The 23,215-nt window shown below is 72.0% G+C and carries 23 protein-coding genes and 1 pseudogene; 12 read left to right on the plus strand and 12 right to left on the minus strand.

Annotated features, from left to right (window positions below; all coding sequences use genetic code 11):
• Positions 1-72 precede the first annotated feature (72 nt).
• Both HF577_RS16680 and HF577_RS16685 read left to right on the plus strand, forming a co-directional pair.
• Positions 73-426, plus strand: a complete 354-nt coding sequence (locus HF577_RS16680) for a hypothetical protein (protein ID WP_169396784.1) — start codon at positions 73-75, stop codon at positions 424-426.
• Positions 423-1,976 carry a multicopper oxidase family protein gene (locus tag HF577_RS16685; protein WP_169396785.1) on the plus strand — a complete coding sequence of 518 codons (1,554 nt, stop codon included), beginning with the start codon at positions 423-425 and terminating at the stop codon, positions 1,974-1,976. Before HF577_RS16680 ends, HF577_RS16685 begins: the two co-directional genes overlap by 4 nt.
• Positions 1,977-1,995: 19 nt before the next feature.
• Here the strand turns inward: HF577_RS16685 and HF577_RS16690 are convergent, their stop codons facing one another.
• A complete protein-coding gene (locus HF577_RS16690; protein ID WP_169396786.1) occupies positions 1,996-2,406 on the minus strand; it encodes a carboxymuconolactone decarboxylase family protein in 411 nt (136 codons plus the stop codon).
• A gap of 52 nt (positions 2,407-2,458) precedes the next feature.
• A complete protein-coding gene (locus HF577_RS16695; protein WP_312859180.1) occupies positions 2,459-3,673 on the minus strand; it encodes a 4-hydroxybenzoate 3-monooxygenase in 1,215 nt (404 codons plus the stop codon).
• A 118-nt stretch (positions 3,674-3,791) separates the two neighbouring features.
• Here HF577_RS16695 and HF577_RS16700 point away from each other — a divergent pair, with 118 nt between their 5' ends.
• The 3 genes from HF577_RS16700 to HF577_RS16710 all read left to right on the plus strand — a co-directional run bounded on the left by HF577_RS16700 (position 3,792) and on the right by HF577_RS16710 (position 5,779).
• Positions 3,792-4,067 carry an AbrB/MazE/SpoVT family DNA-binding domain-containing protein gene (locus tag HF577_RS16700; RefSeq protein ID WP_169396788.1) on the plus strand — a complete coding sequence of 92 codons (276 nt, stop codon included), beginning with the start codon at positions 3,792-3,794 and terminating at the stop codon, positions 4,065-4,067.
• A complete protein-coding gene (locus HF577_RS16705; protein WP_169396789.1) occupies positions 4,064-4,447 on the plus strand; it encodes a type II toxin-antitoxin system VapC family toxin in 384 nt (127 codons plus the stop codon). The genes HF577_RS16700 and HF577_RS16705 overlap by 4 nt, the downstream gene beginning before the upstream one ends.
• Positions 4,448-4,531: 84 nt before the next feature.
• Entirely contained in the window at positions 4,532-5,779 is a 1,248-nt protein-coding gene (locus tag HF577_RS16710) for an FAD-dependent monooxygenase (protein WP_169396790.1), read from the plus strand.
• Between the two features lie 12 nt (positions 5,780-5,791).
• Here HF577_RS16710 and HF577_RS16715 read toward each other — a convergent pair whose 3' ends face one another.
• Positions 5,792-6,511 (minus strand): SDR family oxidoreductase, encoded by a 720-nt coding sequence (locus HF577_RS16715; RefSeq protein WP_169396791.1) that lies wholly within the window; start codon positions 6,509-6,511, stop codon positions 5,792-5,794.
• 100 nt (positions 6,512-6,611) lie between these two features.
• Here HF577_RS16715 and HF577_RS16720 point away from each other — a divergent pair, with 100 nt between their 5' ends.
• Positions 6,612-7,442 carry a helix-turn-helix domain-containing protein gene (locus HF577_RS16720; protein WP_169396792.1) on the plus strand — a complete coding sequence of 277 codons (831 nt, stop codon included), beginning with the start codon at positions 6,612-6,614 and terminating at the stop codon, positions 7,440-7,442.
• Between the two features lie 19 nt (positions 7,443-7,461).
• Here the strand turns inward: HF577_RS16720 and HF577_RS16725 are convergent, their stop codons facing one another.
• Genes HF577_RS16725 through HF577_RS16740 form a run of 4 tightly spaced genes read right to left on the minus strand, consistent with a single transcriptional unit; the run spans position 7,462 to position 12,015 of the window.
• Positions 7,462-8,460 carry a TIGR03842 family LLM class F420-dependent oxidoreductase gene (locus HF577_RS16725; protein ID WP_169396793.1) on the minus strand — a complete coding sequence of 333 codons (999 nt, stop codon included), beginning with the start codon at positions 8,458-8,460 and terminating at the stop codon, positions 7,462-7,464.
• 11 nt (positions 8,461-8,471) lie between these two features.
• Positions 8,472-9,872: a dihydropyrimidinase gene (gene hydA, locus HF577_RS16730; RefSeq protein ID WP_169396794.1), complete on the minus strand. Its 1,401-nt coding sequence runs from the start codon at positions 9,870-9,872 to the stop codon at positions 8,472-8,474.
• Complete coding sequence (locus HF577_RS16735) at positions 9,869-11,167, minus strand: aspartate aminotransferase family protein (RefSeq protein WP_169396795.1); 1,299 nt, start codon at positions 11,165-11,167, stop codon at positions 9,869-9,871. Before HF577_RS16735 ends, hydA begins: the two co-directional genes overlap by 4 nt.
• On the minus strand, positions 11,164-12,015 hold the full coding sequence (locus tag HF577_RS16740) for a nitrilase-related carbon-nitrogen hydrolase (protein WP_169396796.1): 852 nt from the start codon (positions 12,013-12,015) through the stop codon (positions 11,164-11,166). The genes HF577_RS16735 and HF577_RS16740 overlap by 4 nt, the downstream gene beginning before the upstream one ends.
• Before the next feature lie 212 nt (positions 12,016-12,227).
• On the opposite strand from HF577_RS16740, the gene HF577_RS16745 reads away from it, so the two are divergent.
• On the plus strand, positions 12,228-12,818 hold the full coding sequence (locus HF577_RS16745) for a DUF5134 domain-containing protein (RefSeq protein ID WP_169396797.1): 591 nt from the start codon (positions 12,228-12,230) through the stop codon (positions 12,816-12,818).
• Positions 12,819-12,910: 92 nt separating this feature from the next.
• Here HF577_RS16745 and HF577_RS16750 read toward each other — a convergent pair whose 3' ends face one another.
• The 4 genes from HF577_RS16750 to HF577_RS16765 all read right to left on the minus strand — a co-directional run bounded on the left by HF577_RS16750 (position 12,911) and on the right by HF577_RS16765 (position 18,616).
• Entirely contained in the window at positions 12,911-14,632 is a 1,722-nt protein-coding gene (locus tag HF577_RS16750; RefSeq protein WP_169396798.1) for an alkaline phosphatase family protein, read from the minus strand.
• Between the two features lie 47 nt (positions 14,633-14,679).
• Positions 14,680-15,909: a Dyp-type peroxidase gene (locus HF577_RS16755; protein WP_312859181.1), complete on the minus strand. Its 1,230-nt coding sequence runs from the start codon at positions 15,907-15,909 to the stop codon at positions 14,680-14,682.
• Entirely contained in the window at positions 15,906-17,093 is a 1,188-nt protein-coding gene (locus tag HF577_RS16760; RefSeq protein ID WP_312859182.1) for an EfeM/EfeO family lipoprotein, read from the minus strand. The genes HF577_RS16755 and HF577_RS16760 overlap by 4 nt, the downstream gene beginning before the upstream one ends.
• A gap of 203 nt (positions 17,094-17,296) precedes the next feature.
• The gene (locus HF577_RS16765; protein WP_169396799.1) at positions 17,297-18,616 is read right to left on the minus strand and encodes an Nramp family divalent metal transporter; all 1,320 of its coding nucleotides are present in this window, start codon (positions 18,614-18,616) and stop codon (positions 17,297-17,299) included.
• A 193-nt stretch (positions 18,617-18,809) separates the two neighbouring features.
• On the opposite strand from HF577_RS16765, the gene HF577_RS16770 reads away from it, so the two are divergent.
• Genes HF577_RS16770 through HF577_RS16785 form a run of 4 tightly spaced genes read left to right on the plus strand, consistent with a single transcriptional unit; the run spans position 18,810 to position 22,564 of the window.
• Entirely contained in the window at positions 18,810-19,070 is a 261-nt protein-coding gene (locus HF577_RS16770; protein WP_169396800.1) for a hypothetical protein, read from the plus strand.
• A gap of 18 nt (positions 19,071-19,088) precedes the next feature.
• Positions 19,089-19,340 carry a hypothetical protein gene (locus HF577_RS16775; protein ID WP_169396801.1) on the plus strand — a complete coding sequence of 84 codons (252 nt, stop codon included), beginning with the start codon at positions 19,089-19,091 and terminating at the stop codon, positions 19,338-19,340.
• Between the two features lie 9 nt (positions 19,341-19,349).
• Positions 19,350-22,145, plus strand: coding sequence for an FtsK/SpoIIIE domain-containing protein (locus HF577_RS39745; RefSeq protein WP_169396802.1), 2,796 nt, complete (start codon positions 19,350-19,352; stop codon positions 22,143-22,145).
• Positions 22,142-22,564 (plus strand): hypothetical protein, encoded by a 423-nt coding sequence (locus HF577_RS16785; protein WP_169396803.1) that lies wholly within the window; start codon positions 22,142-22,144, stop codon positions 22,562-22,564. The genes HF577_RS39745 and HF577_RS16785 overlap by 4 nt, the downstream gene beginning before the upstream one ends.
• Before the next feature lie 16 nt (positions 22,565-22,580).
• On the opposite strand, the gene HF577_RS16790 is transcribed toward HF577_RS16785, so the two are convergent.
• Positions 22,581-22,913, minus strand: a complete 333-nt coding sequence (locus HF577_RS16790; RefSeq protein WP_169396804.1) for a hypothetical protein — start codon at positions 22,911-22,913, stop codon at positions 22,581-22,583.
• Positions 22,914-22,944: 31 nt separating this feature from the next.
• On the opposite strand from HF577_RS16790, the pseudogene HF577_RS16795 reads away from it, so the two are divergent.
• Positions 22,945-23,215: pseudogene (locus HF577_RS16795) on the plus strand (hypothetical protein); the annotation flags it as partial.

Consider the following 23,215-nt stretch of genomic DNA (forward strand, 5'->3'; position numbering starts at 1 on the left):
GGTGTGGACACTCTCACTCCGGCCGCGCCGGTCGTGCGCAGGCCTCGAATCTCGTTGTGGACGCTCCGGGCGGTGATCACCGTGCACGTGCTCGCGGCGGTCGCCCAGCCCGTACTGGCCGGGTTGTTCCTCACCGGCGACGTCGACGCGATCGGCGTGCACGGCCTCATCGGGTCGCTGCTGACCCTCGTCGGAATGGCGGTGATCGGCGTGGCACTGGCCTACGTGCTCGGCGGCCGGGGCAGGTTGTGGGTGCTGCCGGTGGCGGTGCTGCTCTTCCTCGCCGACGGGTTCCAGATCGCGGCGGGCTACGAACGGCAGCTGGAGCTGCACATCCCGCTCGGAGTCACGATCGTCGTCGTCTCGGTGCTCCTGGCCGCCTGGGCGTGGAGCCCGTCGGCGGCCCGGCCGCGGACCAGGCGATGACCCGGCTGTCGCGCCGCGGCTTCCTCGGGCTGGTGGGCGCGGCCGGCGCCGGGGTCGCGCTGGCCGGTTGCGGGCTGGGTTCGACGCCCGGCCAGACAGGGGAGCAGCTGGCCAGTGCCCTGCCCTTGCCCGACCCGTTCCGGGTGCCGCTACCCGTGCCGCCCGTGACGCGTCCCACCGGGACGGACCCGAGCGGGGCCGATCTCTACCGCGTGACGCAGCGCGTCGCCGACCTGGAGATCCTGCCCGGAACGCGCACCCCCGTGCTCGGCTACGACGGGATCTTCCCCGGCCCCACGTTCGAGACCCGCCGGGGGCGCCCCGTCGTGGTGCTGCACCGCAACGAGCTGCCCGTGCCCACCGTGGTGCACCTGCACGGCGGGCACACCCCCGCCGAGAGCGACGGCTGGCCACTGGACCTGGTGCTCCCCGTGGGCAGCACCGCCGACCCGATGACGCACCACGGGATGCTCGGCGACCTCGCCGCGGGCGAGCGCGAGTACCGCTACCCGATGGACCAGCGCGCGGCGACGCTCTGGTACCACGACCACCGCATGGACTTCACCGGTCCGGCGACCTACCGGGGTCTCGCCGGGTTCCACCTGGTGCGCGACGACGTCGAGGACGCGCTGCCCCTTCCCCGGGGCGAGCGTGAGCTGCCGCTGATGATCTGCGACCGGGCGTTCGCCGCGGACGGCTCCTTCGCCTACCCGGGGCTGGACCAGGGGATGCGTTCCGTGCCCGGTGTCGAGGACGACTGGATGGAGGGTGTACTGGGCGACGTCGTGCTGGTGAACGGGGCTCCCTGGCCGGTGCACGAGGTCGACGCCGCGCGCTACCGGCTGCGGCTGCTCAACTCCTCCAACGCCCGCCGGTACCGGCTCGTGCTGCAGGTGCCGGGGGCGTCGGACCTGCCGCTCGTCCAGATCGGGTCCGACGGGGGGCTGCTCGCCGCCCCGGTGACGCACCAGGCGCTCGACCTCGCCGCAGGCGAACGGTTCGACGTGGTCGTCGACTTCACGGCGCTGCCGGTCGGCACCGAGGTCACGATGGTCAACCCGCTGGGAACGGGCCGGACGACCGACATCATGCGGTTCCGGGTGGTGCGCACCGCGAAGGACGACAGCCGGGTTCCCGAGCGGCTCGCCGACGTGGAGCCGCTCGTGCCACCGCCGGGCGCGAGCCGGCGGACGTTCCGGTTCACCCGGGGCGCGGTCGGTGACCACCGGGGGTGGGCGATCAACGGCACCTCGTTCGATCCGGAGCGTTCGCTGGCCGACGTCCCGCTCGGCTGGACCGAGGTGTGGCGGTTCGTCAGCGACGTGCACCACCCCGTGCACGTGCACCTCGACGCGTTCCAGGTGCTGCGCCGGGGCAGCTTCGGCCCGGGGCCCTACGACGGCGGGTGGAAGGACACGGTGGACATCCGGCCCGGGGAGATCGTCGACGTCGCGGTGCGGTTCGAGCACTACGCCGGCAAGTTCGTGTTCCACTGCCACAACCTGGAGCACGAGGACATGGCGATGATGGCGACGATCCGCACGGTGTGACGTGCCCTCGGGACCTGCCTCAGGACGTGGTCGTCTCGCCGGGGACGACGGGCAGCAGACCGCGTTCGGCGAACACCTTCTTGGCAGCGAGGGTGGCGTTGAGGGCCCGCGGCAGGCCGCAGTAGACGAGCGCGTGCAGAAAGGCCTCGACGATCTCCTCAGGGGTGAGGCCGATGTTCAGCGCGGAGTTGATGTTCAGCTCGAGCTGGGGTTCGGTGCCGAGCGCCGTGAGCATCCCGAGGTTGAGGAGCTGCCGGTCGCGGCGCGACAGGTTCGGGCGGGCGGATATCTCCCCGAACGCCCAGCCGACGACCTGGTTGCCGAGCTCGGGTGAGACGTCGGCGAGGACGTCGAGGACCTTCAGTCCGTTCTCACCGTTGGTCTCACGCAGGAGCTGCAGCCCGCGTTCGTACGCTTCCTTCGAGGCCATTCGGGGTTCCTCCTGAACATGGTGGACGAGCTTCGCGTGCCGTGCCGGGGACTCAGTGGTCCGCATCGATCCCGATGTAGAGGCCGGCGACCGACGCGCCGTTGGTCGCCGAGTCCACCATCCGGCGCAGCCGGGCTGCGGCGACCTGCGCCCGGAAGGGGTCGCCGGACGACGGGCCGTGCATGATCTCCGCCAGCCACTGGTTGAACTCCTGGTACTGCCAGACGCGCCGCAGTGCGTCGTCGGAGTAGCCGGCGAGGCGGCTGTCATCGCCCTGCTCGTAGTGCGCCAGCAGGGCATCGGTCAGCAGGAACGCGTCGTGCAGCGCCGCGTTCATGCCCTTGGCCCCGACCGGTGCCAGCAGGTGAGCGGAGTCCCCGGCCAGGTGGAGCCGACCGTAGGACATGGGCTCGACGACGTAGTTGTGCATGTCGAGCACGCGCTTCTCCAGCAGCTCGCCCTCGACCAGCGGCTCGGCACCGGGTACCTCGAGCCGTTCCCGCAGCTCGCTCCAGACCCGCTCGTGCGGCCAGTTGTCCGGGCTGTCGCCGGCCGGGACCTCCAGGTAGTACCGGCTGATGTCGGGGCTGCGGTGCATGAACGCGCCCAGCCCGTGCGGGTGCAGACCGAAGAGGGCGTGCGAGCTCGACGGGGGAGCCTCGGCGAGGATGGCCATCCAGCCGACGCCGAAGTCGTGCCGGATGACACGCATCGCGCCCTCCGGAACGGCGTGACGGGACACGCCGCGCGCGCCGTCGCACCCTGCGATGAAGTCGCAGGTGATGACGTGCCGTTCCCCGGTCTCGGACGCGGTGAAGGAGACGGAGGGCTGCGCCGTGTCGAGCCCGTGCAGCGCGACGTCCGTGACGCCGAAGTGGACGGGGCCGCCGGCGTCGTCTGCGTATGCCCGTACCAGGTCGGTGACCAGCAGCTGCTGCGGATAGACGAAATGGTGGTGCCCGCTCAGTTCGCCGTACCGGAAGACGTACCGGGCGCCGTCCATCCGGAACTCACACTCGCTCTGCGGGGTGGCGTGGGCGAGCAGGCCGTCGGCGAGGCCGTGCCGCTCCAGCGCCCGGACCACCCACTCCTCGATGAAGCCCGCCCGGGGCCGCTGCTCGATGAACTGCCTGCTCTCGGTCTCCAGGACGACGCAGTCCACCCCGGCGGTGCGCAGCAGGCGGCCGATGGTCAGGCCGGCCACCCCGGCGCCCACGATGACGACGGAGGTGCTCGTAGCTCGCTCGGCGTTCGCATCGTGACCCACGCACACACTCTGCCCCGCCGGAGGTGGCGCTTCAGGCACGTCGAACGAACTGTCGCCCGTTCCACACCGGCCGCGTCCCATTCGCCCCCGGAGATGAGATGACACGTGAACTCCGGGCGTGACGCAGAGCGAGGTATCTGTCAACGAGCAAGGGCGCGTGACGATACCGGCGCAGATACGTCAGGAGCTCGGACTGGCGCCGGGGTCGCGGCTCGTCGCCTACGTGGAGGGCGGACGGCTCGTGCTCGAAGAACGGCGCCACCTCCTCGCGCGCATCCAGGACGTCGTCGCCCGTGAGACAGAGGCGGCGGGGGCGACCGGTAGCGCGGTGGACGAGCTGATCGCCGAGCGGCGCGCCGCTGGCCGCCGCGAGGCCGGTGAGTCCTCCCGGTGACCGCTGTACTCGACGCCTCGGCGATCCTCGCGCTCCTGTACCGCGAGCCCGGGGCGGATGCGGTGGAGGAGGTGCTCGACGGCGCCGTGGTGTCGGCGGTCAACTGGTCCGAGGTGCTGGCGAAGCTCGCACAGCGTGGCCTCCATCCTGCGTCGGCCACGGTGGCTGCGCTGCAGGAACTCGGCCTGCGGGTCGAGCCCTTCACACCGGACGACGCCCGGCGCACCGCGGAGCTGTGGGACGCCGGTCGCGAGACTGGCCTGTCCCTCGGTGATCGCGCGTGCCTCGCCCTCGCCCACCGGCTCTCCGTGGAGGCGGTCACCGCCGACCGGGCATGGAAGTCCGTCGACGCAGGCGTGACGGTGCGGCTGCTGCGCTGATCCGAAGGGCGCGTCGTCCCCGTCGCCGCGCCCCGGCCGCCGGCGTCGCCTACCGTCGGAACGGACGAAAGCGACGGGAGCCGCATGAACGAGAGAGCACGGTGTGTCGTGGTCGGCGGCGGCCCGGCGGGGGTGGTGCTGACCTACCTGCTCGCCCGCGGCGGGGCCGAGGTGACGTTGCTCGAGTCCCGCGGAGACTTCGACCGCCGGTTCCGCGGCGACAGCATCGCGCCGTCGATCCTCGACCACCTCGACGTGCTGGGCCTCGCCGCGCCCATGCTCGCCACCGTGGGGCACGCGGTGGCCGACGCGTTCGTGTGGCGCACTCCCGACCGCGCCTACACGCTCGCCGACTACCGCGACGCCAGCCGCACCCACCCCTACTACGCGCTGGTGCCGCAGGCGGAGTTCCTGCCGTTCATGGTGGCGCAGACGCAGCGCTTCCCCGGCGCCGACGTGCGGATGGGCGCGCGGGTCTCGGCGCTGCTGCGCGACGAGTCCGGGCGCGTGGCGGGGGTGGAGTACCGGCATGACGGGAGGCGCCACGAGCTGGGGGCCGACCTCGTCGTCGGAGCCGACGGGCGCAGCTCCAAGGTCCGCGCGCTGTCGTCCGTCCGGGCCACGGAGCTCGGGGCGAGCCTCGACATCTGCTGGTTCGCCGTGCCGCGGCGCGCCGGCGACCCTCCGATGTCCGGCCTCGAGCTGCGCTGCGAGCCGGGTCAGAACCTCGCGGTGCTCGGGCAGGGCACCGACTGGCAGATCGGCTTCACGATTCCCGCCGGCACGTTCCCCGAGGTCCGGGCGGGCGGCGTCGAGCCGCTGGCGGCGGTGCTGCGCAGGCTGGTGCCGTGGCTGGGCGACCGCATCGACGTGCTCACCGACGTCAACGACCTCTCGTTGCTGCCGGTCCGCATCACCAGTCTCGACCGCTGGACCGAGCCGGGACTGCTGCTCATCGGCGACGCCGCGCACGTGATCTCGCCGGTCGGCGGCAACGGCATCAACCTCGCGATCCTCGACGCCGCCGAGGCCGCCAACCGGCTCGTCGGACCCCTCACCGCCGCCCGGCCCGACCACGCGATGCTCGACGCGGCGGCCGGGCAGGTGGAACGGGTGCGGCGGCCGTCGGTCGACCGGGAGCAGCGGTTCCAGGTGCAGGTGGAGCGCAGCGCGGCGGAGCGCCTGCGCTCCGGCGACCCCCGCCCGCCACTGGCGCTGCGCGTGCTCTCCTCCGTGCCGGGCTTCGCCCGGTTCTCGGGTCGCCGTTCGGCACGGGCGCTCGCCGTGCCGCCGCCGGTGCCGCAGATCCTGAACGGCGCGGCGGCGTCGTGACCCACTGGTGCGTCACCGCTGCCGGGACGGCCGCACGATGATCTCGTTGACGTCGACGTCCGGCGGCTCGCCGATCGCGTACGACACCGCGCGCGCGATGGCGTCCGGTGGGATCGCCTCGGCGCGGTAGCTCCTCATCGCCCGGGCCGCCGTCGGGTCGGAGATGGAGTCGGCGAGCTCCGACTCGACCACGCCGGGCGACACCGTCGTCACCCGGATGCTGGGGTCGACCTCCAACCGCAGGCCCTCGGTGATCGCCCACGCGGCGAACTTGGTGCCGGAGTAGACCGCCGCCGTGGGCACCACCTCGTGCGCGCCGATCGAGGCGACCGTCACGAAGTGGCCACCGCCCTGGCGCTGGAACACGGGCAACGCTGCGGCGATGCCGTGGAGCAGGCCGCGGACGTTGACGTCGATCATGCGGTCCCACTCGTCGACGAGGCCGGCGTCGAGCCGCGAGAGGGGCATGACACCGGCGTTGTCGACGACGACGTCGATGCGGCCGTGCACGGCCACGGCGTCCTCGACGAACGCGGCGACGTCGACGCGGTCGGTCACATCGAGCCTGCGGGCGCTGATGCGGCCTGCACCCCGTTCCACGAGCGCAGCGAGCCGGTCCTCGCGGCGGGCGCCTGCGACCACGTGGTGGCCCTCGCCGGCGAGCCGGGTGGCGACCGCCTCGCCGATACCGCTGGACGCGCCGGTGACCAGAACGATCTTCGAGTTCGTCATGCGTCCAGGTTGGTGTCGTCCGGCGCCCACCTTCAGGGTCTGTTCCTCCTGGGTGCGCTGCACCCAGGCACGGCGGGACACCCGGTCGTACCCTCGCCGCATGGCCCCGACCGAGCTGGGTGACTACCTGCGCAGCAGGCGCGCGCTCGTCCGGCCCGAGACGGCGGGCCTGGTCAGCACGGGCACCCGCCGGGTTCCGGGCCTGCGCCGTGAGGAGGTCGCCCTGCTGGCCGGTCTGAGCGCCGACTACTACATCCGCCTGGAGCAGGGCCGCGAACGGTCGCCGTCGGCGCAGGTGCTCGACGCGCTGGGAACGGCGCTGCGGCTCGACGACGACGGCCGCGCCCACCTGTTCCGGCTGGCCGGGCTCGCGCCGCGGCCGGCACGCCCTGCGGTCGCCGAGCGGGTGGACCCGGGCCTGCTCCGGCTCATGGAGGCCCGGCCGACCACTCCCGCGCTGGTCTACAACCGCGCCTACGACGTCCTGGCTGCCAACTCGATCGCCCGGGCCCTGTTCAGCGGGTTCACCTTCTCGGGCAACCTGATGCTGCTGCTCTTCCTGGACCCGCGGGCGCGCGACTTCTACGTCGACTGGGAGACGGTCGCCGCGAACTCCGTGGCCGGCTTCCGGCTCGGCCACGGCGCGTCCCCCGGCGATCCCCGGGTGCGCGCCGTGCTGACCGAACTGCTCGAGCACAGCCCGGAGTTCCGGGACCTGTGGTCCCGCCACGACGCCCGCGGTAAGGCGCTCGACACCAAGCTCGTCCAGCACTCCGACGTCGGTCCGCTGACGCTGACCATGAAGACGTTCGACGTGCGCTCGGCCCCGGGCCAGGAACTGGTCGTCTACGACGCCGAGCCGGGGTCCCGCAGCGCCGAGGGCCTCCTGCTGCTGGGCACGGTCGCGGCCACCGCCGCGCGCGAGGCGTGACGGCACCCGGGCCGGCGGGTCAGAGCTGCGGGATCACCGACCTGCCGTAGGCCTCGACCGTCTCCTCCCGGGCGTCGTGCATGGCGTAGATCGCGAACTGGTCGACACCGAGCTCCCGCAGTTGGGCGAGCTTCTCCAGCTGCGCGGCCGGCGGGCCGAGCAGGCAGAACCGGTCGACCACCTCGTCGGGCACGAAGCCGGTGGACCGGTTGTGGGCCCGGCCGTGGTGGCTGTAGTCGTAGCCGGCGCGCCCCTTGATGTAGCCGCTGAGCTCGACCGGCACGGCCTCCGACGACTCCCCGTAGCGCGTGACGAGGTCGGCCACGTGGTTGCCCACCATGCCGCCGAACCATCGACACTGGTCACGGGCATGCGCGAGATCGGACCCCGCGTAGGCGGGTGCCGCCACGCAGATCGTGATCTCGGACGGGTCGCGGCCCGCCGCCTCCGCCGACGACCGGACGGTCTTCACCGTCCATTCGACGAGATAGGGGTCGGCGAGCTGCAGGATGAACCCGTCGGCGGCCCGCCCGACCAGGTCGAGCGCCTTCGGGCCGTACCCGGCCATCCAGACCGGCAGCGACGCGCCGGCGGGCACCCAGGGGATCTGGACCGTGGTGTCGTGCAGGTCCACGGCCCGGCCCTCCGCCAGCTCCCGGATCACGTGCATCGACTCCTCGAGCCGGGCCAGTGTCGTGGGGTGGCGGCCCTGCACGCGCACCGCCGAGTCACCGCGGCCGATGCCGCAGACCGTCCGGTTGCCGTACATCTCGTTCAGCGTGGCGTGCAGCGACGCGATGACCGTCCAGTCCCGCGTGGCGGGGTTGGTGACCATCGGCCCGACGATCAGCCGCGAGGTCCGTTCCAGGATCCGCGGGTAGATGACGTAGGGCTCCTGCCAGAGCACGTGCGAGTCGAACGTCCAGCCGTGGCTGAACCCCAGCTCCTCCGCCCGCACCATGAGGTCGACGACGGTCTGCGCGGGTGGATCGGTCTGCAGGACGAGCCCGATGTCCAACGTGGCTCCATTCATCGCAGGTACTGGCAGGTGTCTCGCTTGAGGAAGCGGCCGTGGCCTGCGCTGCCGAGGTAATCCCCGGCGTCGACGACCACCCGCCCGCGGGACAGGACGGTGCGCACCTTCCCGGTGGTCTCCCGGCCCTCGTAGCAGGAGTAGTCGACGGCCATGTGGTGCGTCTGTGCGGAGTGCACCTGGGTGGCGTTCGGGTCGTAGACGACGATGTCGGCGTCGGCGCCGGGCGCGATCGTGCCCTTGCGCGGGTAGAGGCCGAACATCCGGGCCGGGGTGGCGCAGGCGATCTCGATCCAGCGCTTGCGGGAGATGTGGCCCTCGACCACGCCCTGGTGCAGCAGGTCCATCCGGGTCTCGACGCCGGGCAGGCCGTTGGGGATCTTCGAGAAGTCGCCGACCCCCATCTCCTTCTGCCCCTTGAAGCAGAACGGGCAGTGGTCGGTGGAGACGACGGACAGGTCGTCGGTGCGCAGCCCCCGCCACAGCGCCGCCTGGTGCTCGGCCGGGCGCAGCGGCGTGGAGCAGACGTACTTGGCGCCCTCGAAGCCGGGCTTGCCGAGGTCGTCGGTGGAGAGGAACAGGTACTGCGGGCAGGTCTCGGCGAAGGCGTTGTAGCCCTCGTCCCGTGCCGCGGTGACCTGCGCGAGCGCCTGCGCCGCTGACAGGTGGACGATGTAGATCGGCGCACCCGCCACCTGGGCCAGCTTGATCGCGCGATGGGTGGCCTCGGCCTCGAGCAGGGCGTGGCGCACCTCGCCGTGGTAGCGCGGGTCGGTGTGGCCCGTCGCCAGTGCCTGCTCCACCAGCACGTCGATCGCGATGCCGTTCTCGGCGTGCATCATCACGAGGCCGCCGGTCTCGGCGCCCTTCTGCAGCGCACGCAGGATCTTGCCGTCGTCGCTGTAGAACACGCCGGGATAGGCCATGAACAGCTTGAAGCTGGTGACGCCCTCGCCGATGAGGGCCTCCATCTCCTTGAGGGAGCCCTCGTTGACGTCGGCCATGATCATGTGGAACGCGTAGTCGATCGCGCAGTTGCCGTCGGCCTTGGCGTGCCAGGCATCGAGGCCCTCCCGCAGGCCCCCGCCCACCTGCTGGATCGCGAAGTCGACGATCGTGGTGGTGCCGCCCCACGCGGCGGCGCGGGTGCCGGTCTCGAACGTGTCGGCCGCCTTCGTCCCGCCGAAGGGCATCTCCATGTGCGTGTGCGCGTCGACCCCGCCCGGCACGACGTACATGCCGGCGGCATCGACGACGGTGTCGGCGTGCCAGCTGTCGGCGACGGCGGAGCCCGTGGCGGCGAGGGCCACCACCTGCTCCCCGTCGACCAGCACATCGGCGAGGAGCTCATCGGACGCGGTGACGACCAGCCCGTTCCGGACGACGACCGTGCTCATGGGGTGACCTCCTCCAGCGACGCCGTCAGGATGCTCAGGCCCTCTTCTGCCTCGGCGTGGGTCAGGGTCATCGGCGGGGCGATGCGCAGGACGTTGCCGTGCAGGCCGCCCTTGCCGACCAGCAGGCCTCGTCGCTTCGTGGCCTCCAGCACGGCGTTCGCCAGCTCGGGCGCGGGGTCACCCGGGTCGCCCGTGCCGGGCCGCACGATCTCCACACCGATCATGAGGCCCTTGCCCCGGACGTCACCGACGATCGGGCTCTCCTGAGCGCGGAGCCCGGCGAGCAGTGTGCTGCCGTGCCGGGCGGCGTTGGCCTGCAGGTCGTGGTCGAGCAGGTAGCGCAGGTTGGCCAGCGCGCCTGCCGACGTGAGCGGGGAGCCGCCGAACGTCGAGATCGAGTTGGCGCCCAGGCCGTCCATCACCTCGGCCCTCGCGATCACCCCGCCCATCGACAGCCCGTTGGCGACGCCCTTGGCGAACGTGACGATGTCCGGGGTCGCTCGGTTCCGATCGTCGCTGTGGGCCTGCCAGCCCCAGAAGTGCTCGCCCGTGCGCCCCCACCCGGTCTGCACCTCGTCGGAGATCCACGGGATCCCGTGCTCGCGCAGCACCTCGGCGAACGCGCCCAGCAGCCCGTCGGGACCGGAGGTGAACCCGCCGACGCCCTGGATCGGCTCGGCGATGAACGCGGCGATGTCCCCGCCGGACTGGTCGAGCACGTCCTTCAGGTCCGTCACGCACGCCGCGATGTACTCGCCGTCGGACAGGCCGGCGTAGGGCGAGCGGTACTGCTGGCCGCCCTGCACGTAGTAGGTCTGGAACGGCGAGAGCGACGTGGGCGACCACGACCGGTTGCCCGTGATGGCGATCGTGGAGAACGACCGGCCGTGGTAGCTGTTGCGCAGCGCGAGGATCTGGTTGGAGCGCCGCAGCGTGCTGGCGAGCAGCAGTGCGGCGTCGTTGGCCTCGGTGCCGCTGGTGGTGAGGAAGACCTTGGCGTCCGGGATGGCCGAGACCGCCGCGATCTGTTCGGCCAGCTCCACCATCGGCCGGTTCAGGTACAGCGTGGAGCTGTGGATGATCCGCCCGGCCTGCTCGCTGACGGCCTTCGTCACCTCGGGCAGCGCATGGGCCGTCATCGTGGTGAGGATGCCGCCGAAGAAGTCGAGGTAGCGCTTCCCGTCGGCGTCCCAGACGTGGCGGCCCTCGCCGCGCTCGATCTCGATCGGCTCCTCGTAGTAGACGGCGAGCCATGACGGGAGGACGGCGCGGGTGCGCGCCAGCAACTCGCTCATCCCTCCACCAACGGGCCGTAGGCGTCGGGACGGCGGTCGCGGTAGAACGCCCACTGCCGGCGCACCTCGTCGATCATCCCCAGGTCCAGGTCACGCACCAGCAGCTCCTCGTCGTTGTCGGACGCCGTCTCCCCGACGAACTGGCCGCGCGGGTCGACGAAGTAGCTGGTGCCGTAGAAGTCGTTGTCGCCGTACTCCTCCACGCCCACCCGGTTGATCGCGGCGATGAAGTACTCGTTGGCCACGGCGGCCGCAGGCTGCTCCAGCTTCCACAGGTAGGCCGAGAGCCCGCGGCTCGTGGCGCTCGGGTTGTAGACGATCTGCGCTCCGGCCAACCCGAGCGCACGCCAGCCCTCGGGGAAGTGGCGGTCGTAGCAGATGTAGACCCCGACCTTGCCGACCGCGGTGTCGAACACCGGCCAGCCCAGGTTGCCCGGCCGGAAGTAGAACTTCTCCCAGAAGCCCTTGACCTGCGGGATGTGGTGCTTGCGGTACTTGCCGAGGAAGGTCCCGTCGGCGTCGATGACGGCGGCGGTGTTGTAGTAGAAGCCCGAGGCCTCCACCTCGAAGACCGGCACCACGAGCACCATGCCGGTCTCACGGGCCAGCGCCTGCATCCGTTGCACCGTCGGCCCGTCGGGCACCGCCTCCGCCCACCGGTAGTGCTCCGCCTCCTGCACCTGGCAGAAGTACGGCGCGTTGAACACCTCCTGGAAGCCCAGCACCTGGGCGCCCTGCTCCGCTGCGGCGCGCGCGTAGGACTCGTGCACGTCGACCATGGACGCGGTGTCACCGGTCCACTTCGCCTGCACCAGCGCTGCGCGGACCACCCGGGAATCTCCCGCCATGTCTCGACCTCCGCCGTGCTCGCCCGGAAGGGGAAGGGGACACCTTCGAACGCGGGCGGCCCGCGGTGCAAGACCCATTCCGGCACGGACACCTGCTCGTCACACGCCTGCCGCAGGACTCACTACCCCGGCACGGTATGGAAAAGCGACCCTTTCGTGACCTATCGTTTCCCTCGATCATCTGCGCTCGCGAACGGGTCGGGAGGGCATTCATGCCGTCGATGTCGGGCGCGCTGGCGGTGCTCTGTCTCGCCGCGGGGCTGGTGCACGTTCTGCGGCTCGTGGTGCTGCGTCGCGACGTCCTCGGCGAGATCTCCTACGCGGCCATGGGCCTCGGGATGGCAGCGATGTTCTCGCCGCTCGGCAACCCGCTGCCGACGGCGGCGTGGTCGGCGGTGTTCGGGGTCTGCGCCGGCTGGTTCGCGGTGCGGGTGCTCCGCGGCGCGGGCCTGCGCGGCGAGGCGTCCCACCACGTCGTCTGCGGCGGCGCGATGCTGTTCATGCTGGCGGTCGGGCATCCCGCCGGTGCTCTCGGCGGCCACGCGGCGCACGGCTCCACCGGAGCGGTCGGGGGCGCGGTGGCTCTCGTGTCGGCCACGGCGATGCTGCTCGCGGGCTACTTCGCCTGGCACGCGCTGCGCTGCGTCGACCGCACCCACCCGCCGCGGGAGCCGTCCGCCGGCTCGGACACCGCGGTGGCGCTGCGAGCGCCCACGCTCTCGCCGTGCGCACCCCGCACCGCGTCGATGGCGCACCTGGCGGTGGCCACGTCGATGACGGCCATGCTGCTGGGCATGCTCTGAGGGCCACGCCCCGTGGTTCAGGAAAGCCACTTTCCTGCCCCCACGGGACCTGAAAGTGGCTTTCCTGAACTTGGGTCAGGGGTGCTCGGCGGTCAGCCGTTGCCCTTGCCGGGGTCACCGGGCTTGCCGGGGTCACCGGGCTTGCCGGGCTTGCCGGGGTCACCCGGCTTGCCGGGCTTGGGGCCGTTGCCCGGCTTGTCGTCCACCACGGCGCCGGTGCCGGGGTCGAGGGTCACGGCCTTGGCCTTGGGGCCCTTGAAGTCGAGCATGTTCGTCAGGTCGCCTGCTGACGTGTCGTAGGACGCGTCGCCGATCCGGCCGGTGGACCAGTTGTCCTCGATGAACTTCAGCACCGAGGTCTGGTCGGTCCGCGTGTGGTCGACGAAGTTGACCTTGCTGTAGGGCGAGATCACCTCGAGCGGCAGCCGGGGGCCGTAGCCGCAGCGGTCCGCGTACGTGCCGACCCGTGCCGGTGCGCCGGTGCAGATGCCCTGGTCCTGCGACGTGTCCTGCGACCCGCTGATCACCGCGTGCGCGTGGTCGTACCAGCCGTCGGAGTCGTCGTAGGCCAGCACGATCGCCGTCGAGGCCCAGTCCTTCGACTGCTGGATCTTGTTGACCTCGTCGACGACGAACCGCTGCTCGTCGATCGGGTCCGAGTTGGCGGCGTGGCCGTCCTCGTAGGCCGGGGCCTTCAGAAAGCTGACCGCCGGCATGTTCCCGGCCGCGAGTGCGGCGTCGAAGTCGGCCGTGTCGTACTGGTGGTTGGCCTGGTCGGTCTGCCCGATCGCGGCCACGGAGCTCGGCGGCAGGTGCTTCGGGTTCGACGTCGAGGCGTAGTACTGGAACGGCTCGTGGTGCGGGCTGTAGTCGGTGACGGCGATGCCCCCGATGTTCTGGTGCGTCTGGCCGCACACCGCGAAGCCGTTCGCCGTGCCCGTCGGGCGGAACCCGCCCTGGAACCAGCCCCAGGTGACGCCCTTCGCGTTCAGCAGGTCACCGATGTTCCTGCCGTCCTGGCTCGCCAGGTTGTCGGTGGCCGTGTGGTTCTTGTCGGAGCAGTCGTCGTAGGCCGGGTCCGGGTCGCTCACCACGGTGCCCACGCCGTTCGCGTCGGGCGACTTCACGAACGGGTCGGAGACCGGCTCGTGCGTCACCGAGTTGACGGCCTTGGTGCCGTGCGTCTGCCCGGAGATGAGGTTGATCGCCCCGGGCGTCGACGGGCCGAACGTCGTGTTGTACGAGTTGTCGCTCATCGCGTAGTGCTGCGCGTAGTTCCACAGCCCGGTGACGGTGTTGCCGTCGTAGTAGTCCATGACCAGGCCCGGCTGGCCGAACAGGATCGGCTGCCCCGTGCACGTGTCCGTCTCGGTCTTCTCGACGAACTGGTCCATCTTGCCGCCGTTGAACGCGGCCTGCTCGGCGCCGTAGCTGTGGTTCTGGTCGCAGGTCAGCGCCTGCGAGGGGGAGAGCCGCTGCGGGTTGAAGGCGTTCGGGTTCTTCGTCAGCAGATCAGGGGTGAGCCCGTCGACCTTCGGTGTGTTCTTGGCGGCCGTGAACGGCGTGCCGTCGGCGTTGGTGGCGTTGGGGTAGGTGCCGAAGTAGTGGTCGAACGAGATGTTCTCGCCGAAGATGACGACGACGTGCTTGATCGGCGTGGCGGTCGTGAACTGGTCGCCGTGCTTCGCGGCCGTCGGGGGAGCGTCCGCGTTGGCCGTGGACACGGTGACCGCTGCGAGCACGGCGGCCGAGACCACCGCGCACGCACCGAGCAGTGAACGCCGTCGGCGCCAGCTGCCGGGTTTCTTTCCCACTTGTCCTCCTGGTCGGGGAATTCCTCTGGTGATATCGGGGTGATGAATCAGGCGAGCAATGCACGGCCGTAGTGGTCGTCGGGACCCGTGACGCCGGGCAATGCGAAGAAGTAGCCACCGCCGAACGGTGAGATGTAGTCCACGAGGGGTTCGTCGGTCAGCCGTTGCTGAACCGCCTCGAACTGCCGCCGCAGATCCTGCTGATAACAGGTGAAGACCAGCCCCTGATCGAGGTTGCCGTTGCTGTCGAGCCCGCGGTCGTAGTTGGTGGCCCGGCGCAGGATCCGGCTCGAGTCGGTGTCGGGGGTGCGCGGGTTGGCTCGGCGGATGTGGCTCGTCAGCGGGATCACGGTGCCGACCGGGTCGTCGGCGTAGCGCGGGATGTCGGTCTCCGCCCCGCCGTCGAGCGGGGCACCCGTGTCGCGCCGGCGGCCGATCATGTTCTCCTGCTCGCCGAGCGACACGCGGTCCCAGAACTCCACGAGCATGCGGATCACGCGGATCACCTGGTAGCTGCCGCCCGCGGTCCACACCGGCTCGTCCTGCTGCCCGTCACCCACCCAGACGAGGCGGTCCATCTCGGCCGCGTCGGCGGGGTCGGGGTTCGCGATGCCGTCCTTGAAACCCAGCAGGTTGCGGGGCGTGCCCGTCGGGCGGGGCGGTGAGCTGAACCCGTTGACGCGCCAGCGCGGCTGCATCCCCCCGCGGGTGGCGCGGGTGATGTCGCGCAGCGCGTGGATCACGGTGTCGCCGGTGGTCGCCGAGAGCGTGAGGCTCAGGTCGCCGTGGCACTGCGCCGGGTCCAGCGCGTCGCCGGCGAACGCCGGCATCGGCGTCAGCCTCGCCGGCCTGCTGCCGGCGAGCCCGTAGCGGTCGTCGAACAGCGAGGCGCCGACCCCGACGATCACGCCGAGATCGCCTGCCGGCACCTCGGGGCCGAGCACACCGGAGTCGGGCGGTGGGGCGCTGATGCCCAGCGCGGGCGGGACGCCCCCACTGGTGAGGAACCGGGCCCGGTCGGTGACCGCGCGGAGCAGGTCGGTCAGCTCGGCCCGGTTCTCGGCGATGACGTCGAACGCCACGACGATGGTCTGACCGGCGGGCGGCCGCAGGATCGCCGCCTGGCGGGCGCCGTGGAACGGCACCGCGGGCGCTGCGTCGGCGCCGGCGCTCTCCGTGGCCGCCGCCATCCCGCCACCGGCCACCGCAGCGGCGGTCACGCCCGCTCCGACCACCGCCCGGCGCAGGAAGGCGCGGCGGGGGAGCGCGCCGCTCACGAGTCCCGCCGCGGAGCGACGATCGTGGCGACCGGGGCGAGCTGCTCGGTCAGCTCGCCGATCGCGCCGTCGATCTCGGCGTGCTGGGCCCGGTCGAGCGCGGCGACCGGCGTCCAGCTCCCGTCGGGGCGCCTGGCGGCCTGCACGGCGGCGGTGGCGCGGTCCAGCCACATGTCCACCGTGGACAGCGTGGGCATCCGCGGCTGGAGCAGCGGGCGCAGCACGCCCAGCACCGTCCGGGTGCCCTCGATGTTCGCCAGCGTGGTGGCGAGGGTGGTGCCGCTGCCGAAGTCGGTGCGGCTGCTGACCTCGAACTGCAGGGCGTCCTCCATGATCTCGTGGGCGCGCAGCGCCAGGTCGTTCGGATCGATCTGCGCGTCGGGAAAGGCCTGCTGCAGAGCACGCGCGTCGGCGTCGAGCCGGTCGGCCACGGTGGCCAGCGCAGGCATCGGCTCGTCGTGCCACAGCCCGAACTCGAGCCGGTGGAAGCCGGTGAAGCCGGGATCCGAGGTGCCGCCCGCGAGGTCGCCGGGGGTGCCGTCGATCGCGGACGCGGCGTCGCCGAAGGCGCCGTAGGCCGCACCGAGCCGGGCGTAGGACAGGTGGGCTGTCAGCCACGCGGCCTCGCTCGCGTGCCGGTCCCCACCGTGGACGGTCGTGGCGAGCGCGTCGGTGTCCCGGACGAGCGCGTCGAGCCCGGTGATCACCTGCTGCCGGTAGTCCTTCTCGGGACCGAGGAGGTCGTTGCGCGTCACCGGGACCACGGCGGGGCTCGGACGCACATCGCTGCCACTGATCCGGACCGTCGGGCCGACGACGGCGTCGGCTTCGTCGGGAAGGCAGCGGAAGGCGTACTCGCCGTCGCCGAGGGTCACCGCAAGGGGACGGGTGGTGCCGGTGCCGATGCCTTCGACCTCGCCGAAGATCCCGCCCGTCGTCGGGTCGATCAGGTCGACGGTGGTGGTGACGGCCCCGGTGTTGTGCACCTGGAAGGTCTGCGGACCGGGCTTCGGGGCCGTCCAGTCCTGCCCGCACGACGACCGGGAGACCACGATCTGCGGATCAGGTGCAGCGACCGGGGCGGGAGCCGGCCGCAGCACGATCGCCGCGGCCACCGCGACCGCGACCACGGCGACCACCGCGACCACGCCGATGATCCAGCGGTTGCCTGCCGAGCGGGGCACCCTTGATCTCCTGCCGTCCGAACTGTCCGTCCGAACGCAGTATGCGAGCGAAAAGCAACGGAAATGCCGCGGAAGCCGTGCTTATCCGCGAGTTCACTGATGCTTCGACTTCGGGTCGTCGAAGCATCAGGAACCCGTTGCGTGATCGCCGGTAATGTAGAGCTACGGCTGGTTGTTCCGAATAGTTCCAGCTATCCCATTGGTCAGCCGAACCGGTTGATCAGGTCGGCCACCAGGAGGACGAAGAACAGCGCGGACGCCGCGGTGAGCAGGGTGTTGGACAGCCACCCCGAGCGGCCTTCCGGGGCGATCCTCCTGGAGTTGAGCAGCATGATCAGCGTGATCCCGAGGAACGGCATGAAGGCGGCCCCGAGCACGCCGTAGACGAGCGTGAGGGCGAACGGCCGGTCGAAGAACAGCAGCCCCATCGGCGGCAGCGTCAGCCAGAGCAGGTACGCCCGGAAGGGCACGCTCCGCTCGGCCTGGGTGGCCTCGTAGCCGGTGACGGTGGCGGTGGCCGGCCCGGAGGTGACGGCCTCGTCGCCGATCTCGGCCTTGTCGCCGTGGGGGAGCCGGATCGTCCGCGTCCAGTCGGTGAACAGCAGGCTCACGCCGTTCCACACGCCCAGCAGCGAGGTGGTGGTGACGGCGAGGAAGCCGACGAGGAACAGGATCCGCGCCCAGTCGCCGTACCGCGCGCCGAGCTCGGTGCCGAGGGTGAGCAGGCCGGAGTCGCTCTCGGTGAGGTCCTGCCCGAGCAGGATCTCGGCTCCGACGATCAGCATGGCGATCACGAAGATCGCGGTCATGATGTAGCCGACCGCGTTGTCGAGCCGCATCATCGACAGCCAGCCGATGCCCTTCCAGCCCTTGGCGATCATCCAGTAGCCGTAGGCGGCCATGGTGATCGTGCCGCCGACGCCGCCGATGAGCCCGAGCACGTAGATCACCGAGCCGTCGGGCAGCCGCGGCACCAGCCCGTTCGCGAGTGCGCCGAGGTCGGGGGAGACGAGGAAGGCGACCGACACCACCGAGACGAACTTGATCAGGACCAGCACGGTCATGAACTTCTCGAAGACCTGGTAGCGCTGCATCCACACCAGCGCGAGGCCGACGACGCCGGCGATCATCGCCCAGTAGCGCACCGACAGCCCGCCGAACAGCGCGTTCAGCGGGAGGCCGACCGCCGACATCGCCGTGGCCCCGTAGACGAAGCCCCAGATCACGATGTAGACGCCGAAGAAGACGGTGGCCCAGTAGCCCAGCCGCCGCCAGCCGTCGAGCAGGGTCGCGCCGGATGCGAGGTTCCAGCGACCCACGCCCTCACCGAGCGCGAGCTTCAGGGCCGCGCCCAGCACGGCGGCCCACAGCAGCACCGTGCCGAAGCGGGCGCCCGCCACCATCGTGGCCACCAGGTCGCCTGCGCCGACACCGGTGGCCGCGGCCAGCAGGCCCGGTCCTAGCTGCCTGATCTTGGCCCCGAACCCGGTGGGTGGTGTCTTCGTGGCGATATCGGATGTCATGCGCCCCCGCTCCTCATCGTGCTGGAAGTCTCATCCGGAAGGTTCGGGATGAACGTAGGGCTCAGCTCCCCCTCGCGGCCAGGGCAGAGATCGGTAATGGCCCGCACGCGGCCGGTAGCGGTGCCGCGACTAGATTTCCCCCTGTACAACCAGCACGGGGCAGACGAGCACGGCACGACGGGGAGTTCGGTTCATGGCGAGCATCGAAGAGGTTCGGGCCGGCATCGCGCTGGCCAACGACAAGGCCTCCGAGAGCCTCGGTGCACTGCAACAGGCGCACTCCTCGCTGGAGCAGGCCCAGGGTGCGCTGCAACGGGCCACCGAGGGCAGCGGGCAGGCCGACGTGTCGGAGGCCAACGGGTTGCTGGCCCAGGCAGTCGGCAGCATCAGCGAGGTGCAGCAGGCGGTCCACGCGGCGATCCAGGCCTCCGAGGGCGTTGCGAACCGGCTGTGACGCACCGGAACGATCACGATGAGTGAGCTCGGGGAGATCCGGGCCGTGCTGGCAGGCGCGGCCGAGCAGATGGTCGAGGCCTACCAGCACGCCGGTGTCGCGCGCGCCCGCATCGCCGATGCCGTCGCTGTGCTCTCCGACCTCGGCGAGCAGCACTCGGAGCCGCTCGTGCCGGTCGAGCTCCGGCGCGCCGCCGAGGAGCTCGAGCGCGGGCTGGGCCTGATCTCCACCGGAGCCGCGGCCGTCTCCGACATCAACGCCCGGTTGTAGGCGGCGGGAGTGGCCCGCGGACGGAACCGGCGCGAGCGGATCGCCGAGGCGTTCGACGAGTTCTGCGACGCCGTGGGCCGGGCGCTCGGTGCGGCCGACGGCGCACTGGCCGCGGCCGCACAGGCTCACGCCGAGGCCATGGTCGAGATGTGGATGCGCAACGACGGGCTCGACGCGGCGCTGGCCGACCCCGAGCTGCGCGGCCTGTTCGACAACCCCCGGCTGGCCCGTCCGGTCGAACGGATGCTCGCGGACCGGGCCGCCGCAATCGCGCCGTGGCTCGAGACCGGGCCACCGCGGCTGGCCGAGATCCTCGTGGATGCGGCGCCCGGCTCGGCGGGCCGCGATCCCGCGGAGTGGATCGGCCGGGTCGGCCGGGCCGACGGCGGTGGGCCCGTGCCGTCGCTGTGGACCATCGGCACCGGCCGGATCGGGACGGGCGGCCCGGGCTTCCCCGTCGCCGTCCCCCTGCTCGACGAGTCGCACCTGCAGATCACCTCCACCCACGACAGCCGGACCCGCGCCGAGGCGATGCTCGAGAGCCTGCTGATGCGGGTGATGAGCTACTTCCGGCCCGGCGTGGTGGCGCTGCACGTCTGGGACGTCGGGCAGTTCACCGGCTCGCTGCCCGGGCTCTACCCGCTCACCCGCACCGGGCTGCTCACCGTGCACGACCCCGGCAGGCTCCCGCAGCTGCTCGAGGAGCTGTCCGACCGGATCCGCCGGGTGCACACCCGGGTGCTCGTCGACGGCCATCTCTCGTTGCGTGCGCTGGCCGAGGCGGATGGCGTGCGCACCGAGCCGTGGGTCGTCGCGGTGCTGGTGGGGAACCGGTCGGCGCTGCGCGAGGACGACCATCGCCAGCTGCAGCGTGTGGCCAGGGGCGGACTGGCCTGCGGCGTCCAGCTCGTGCTGCTCGACGTGCCCATGACGGTGGACGCGCCGATGGAGACGGTGCGCCTGGACGACGAGGGGCTCGCCTCGACGTCGATGACCGGGCGGTACGTCACGGTCGAACCGGAGCCCCGGCTGGCGTCCGGTGCGGTCACCGCCGCCTGCCACGCGATCGCCGACGAGCACGAGAACTGGCGGAACCGGATCGGGTCCTTCGCCGACCTGCTGCCCCCGCCCGACAATCGGGGGCAGGCCCATTCGGCGGCCGGTCTGCGCGCCCCCGTGGGCTTCACCGACGGACGGCCGGTGGACATGGTGCTGGCCGACGCCTCGCCGCACGCCCTGATCGGCGGCCCGAGCGGCTCGGGCAAGACGAACCTGATGCTCACCATGATCAGCTCCATGGCCGCCCGTTACGGACCGGACGAGCTGGAGTTCTACCTGCTCGACTTCAAGGAGGGCGTCTCCTTCGCCCAGTTCGCCCCGGGCCGCCGCGACCAGACCTGGCTCCCGCACGCCCGCCTCGTGGGCGTCAACATCAACACCGACCGCGAGTTCGGGCTGGCGCTGCTGCAGTTCCTCGCCGACGAGATGCGCCGTCGCGCCGAGGCCGCGAAGTCGCACGAGGTGACGAAGCTGGAGGAGCTGCGCGCCGCCGATCCCGACGGGCGCTGGCCGCGGATCGTCGCCGTGATCGACGAGTTCCAGTACCTGTTCGCCGAACGAGACGCGGTCACCAGGGCGGCCACCATCCTGCTGGAGGACGTCGCACGCCGTGGCCGGTCCCAGGGCATCCACCTCGTGCTGGCCAGCCAGGACGTCTCCGGGATCGAGGCGTTCTGGGGCCGTGCCGCGATCTTCGAGCAGTTCGTGCTCCGGATCGCGCTGCCCCGGGCGCGCCGGGTGCTCGCCGAGCTCAACGACGCCACCCTCGGTCTCCCGCGCTGGCACGCCGTGCTCAACCACGAGTCGGGGATCAGGCATGGCAACGAGATCGTGCGGATCCCGGACGCCACCGGAAGGGGCGCTCCGGGGGCGGCGCCGGTTGCGGACTCCGGAGTCCACGCGGTGCAGCGGGAGCTGTACGAGCGCCACGCCCACGAGGGCCGGGCCGAGCCACGGCTGTTCGACGGCAGCCGGGCGCCCCGCTTCGCCGACCTCGTCGGCGAGCTCACCGGCAGCACGACTCCCGCCCGGAGCGCCGGGGAGGCCGCGCCGCGCGCGCTGGTGGGGCAGTCCATCGACGTGGCCGGCAGCGCCGCCTCCGTTCCGCTGCCCGCGGCGCCCGGGCGCAACCTCGGTGTTCTCGCCTCGGTCGGCCGCGACGCGGTGCAGGTGCTCGGGGCGGCGGCCGGCTCGCTCGCCGGCCAGTTCGGGCCCGGCGAGGTCGACGTGCTGATCGCACCCCTCCTGGCGGAGACGACCGAGCCCGCCGCCCGGCTGTCGGAGCTCTTCCGGGCGTCCGGCCACGTCACGGAGACCGTGGCGCTCGACGGTGTCCGGGCCCGGGTCGACGCGCTCGCTGCCGAGGTGACCGAGCGGCTCGGCGGCGCCGCGTCCCGCCGCCCCGTCCTGCTGGTGCTCTACGCCGCCGACGCCGCCGACACGAAGCTGGAGCGCGAGGGCACGGAGTCGATGCGCAAGCTGCTGCGCTTCGGCCCGGAGACCGGTGTGCACGTGCTGGGCTGGTGGCGCAGCGTGCAGCGGCTGCGCGCCCTGCTCATGATGAGCGCCTCGATCGACGACCTCGGTGCGTGGGTGGCCCTGGACGTGCAGGGCTCCGAGCTGCAGGCGCTGGCGCCCGGAATGGCGATCAGCTGGTCCCCCCGGCCGGGCCGTGGGCTGTTCTTCGACCGCGCGCAGCACGCGGCGCCGGAAGTGGTCATCGTGCCGTCACTGGAGGAGCCGTGAGCGCAGTGCCCGGGGAGCAGCGGTCACCCGGCGGCGCGGCCGAGCACCGCGGCGTCCAGGGGAAGGCCGCCCGGGAGTACAAGGAGGTTCTCGCCGGCATCACAGCGGCTGTCGACGCGTTGCGGGAGCGCGACCGGGCGCGGGCGGCGGCGCTGGCCAGGGAGCTGGTCCGGCTCGACGACGACATCATGCGGGCAGGCGAGCGGGCCGCGCTCACCAGGTTCGGCGTCGACCTGCACTGGGAGGCGGCACTCGAAGCACTGTGGGTGGAGTCGTGGCTGAAGCTGCGGCCCCGGCCCGCACCCGACCCGAGCGCCGACGCCACCGATCTCGCCGCACTGGACGCCGAGGTCGATCAGCGATCGGCCGACCTGCAGGAGGCGGTGCGCCGCAGGCGCTTCGGGTTCCCCCGCCTCTGACGCGCCCGCGAGCCCCTCAGCTCGCGATGACCACCAGCACCTCGCCGTTGTCGCGCGGCACCACGAGCAGCAGTTGGCGGCGGCCGGCGGCGACGAGGTCGGCCGCAGTGGAGGCGTCGACGGTGCGCTGGTCCCGGACGTCCAGCTCGGCGGGGTTGCCGTCGGCATCGGTCAGCCGGATGGTGCCGCCCCGCGTGAGCCCCACGGTGCCCGTGTCCGACGGCAGGGTGATCACGGTGGTGGCGCCGGAGCGCGCCATCGCCGCGGTGCCGGGCCGCGACGGCGCGGCGGGGAACCCGTCCCCTCCCTGCGGGGCCTTGACCAGCCGCAGCGTCTGGCCGCCCGGCAAGCCCAGGGTGTTGGGGGCGGGGGCCGGGTTCGTGCCGCGCGATGAGCTGGTCTTCGGTGCCGGAGCGCTGGTCGTCGCCGCGGTCGTCGGAGTGGCCGTGCTCGGCGTCGTCGTGGACGGGCCGGCGGCCCGCGGGGTGCTCGGGGAGGCAGCGCCGGCGGGCGCGGTGGTTGTGGTGGGGGCACGGCCGGGCGCGGTGGTTGTTGCAGCGCTCGGCGGTGGGTCGGTGTGGGTGGCCGTCGTGGTCGCGTCGGCCGGGGCGGTGGCTGTGGTGCCGCCGGGCGGGGCGGTCGTGGCAGTGC

Origin of the sequence: Pseudonocardia xinjiangensis, from assembly GCF_012911925.1 — a bacterium.
Classification (GTDB): Bacteria; Actinomycetota; Actinomycetes; order Mycobacteriales; family Pseudonocardiaceae; genus Pseudonocardia; species Pseudonocardia xinjiangensis.

Excerpts from the sequence above, each read along its gene's own strand:
- HF577_RS16775 (WP_169396801.1), top strand. The coding sequence starts at position 19,089 with ATGAGTGAGCTCGGGGAGATCCGGGCCGTGCTGGCAGGCGCGGCCGAG.
- HF577_RS16740 (WP_169396796.1), bottom strand. The coding sequence starts at position 12,015 with ATGGCGGGAGATTCCCGGGTGGTCCGCGCAGCGCTGGTGCAGGCGAAG.
- hydA (WP_169396794.1), bottom strand. The coding sequence starts at position 9,872 with ATGAGCACGGTCGTCGTCCGGAACGGGCTGGTCGTCACCGCGTCCGAT.
- HF577_RS16745 (WP_169396797.1), top strand. The coding sequence starts at position 12,228 with ATGCCGTCGATGTCGGGCGCGCTGGCGGTGCTCTGTCTCGCCGCGGGG.
- HF577_RS16720 (WP_169396792.1), top strand. The coding sequence starts at position 6,612 with ATGGCCCCGACCGAGCTGGGTGACTACCTGCGCAGCAGGCGCGCGCTC.
- HF577_RS16685 (WP_169396785.1), top strand. The coding sequence starts at position 423 with ATGACCCGGCTGTCGCGCCGCGGCTTCCTCGGGCTGGTGGGCGCGGCC.
- HF577_RS16735 (WP_169396795.1), bottom strand. The coding sequence starts at position 11,167 with ATGAGCGAGTTGCTGGCGCGCACCCGCGCCGTCCTCCCGTCATGGCTC.
- HF577_RS16710 (WP_169396790.1), top strand. The coding sequence starts at position 4,532 with ATGAACGAGAGAGCACGGTGTGTCGTGGTCGGCGGCGGCCCGGCGGGG.
- HF577_RS16765 (WP_169396799.1), bottom strand. The coding sequence starts at position 18,616 with ATGACATCCGATATCGCCACGAAGACACCACCCACCGGGTTCGGGGCC.
- HF577_RS16690 (WP_169396786.1), bottom strand. The coding sequence starts at position 2,406 with ATGGCCTCGAAGGAAGCGTACGAACGCGGGCTGCAGCTCCTGCGTGAG.
- HF577_RS16770 (WP_169396800.1), top strand. The coding sequence starts at position 18,810 with ATGGCGAGCATCGAAGAGGTTCGGGCCGGCATCGCGCTGGCCAACGAC.
- HF577_RS16715 (WP_169396791.1), bottom strand. The coding sequence starts at position 6,511 with ATGACGAACTCGAAGATCGTTCTGGTCACCGGCGCGTCCAGCGGTATC.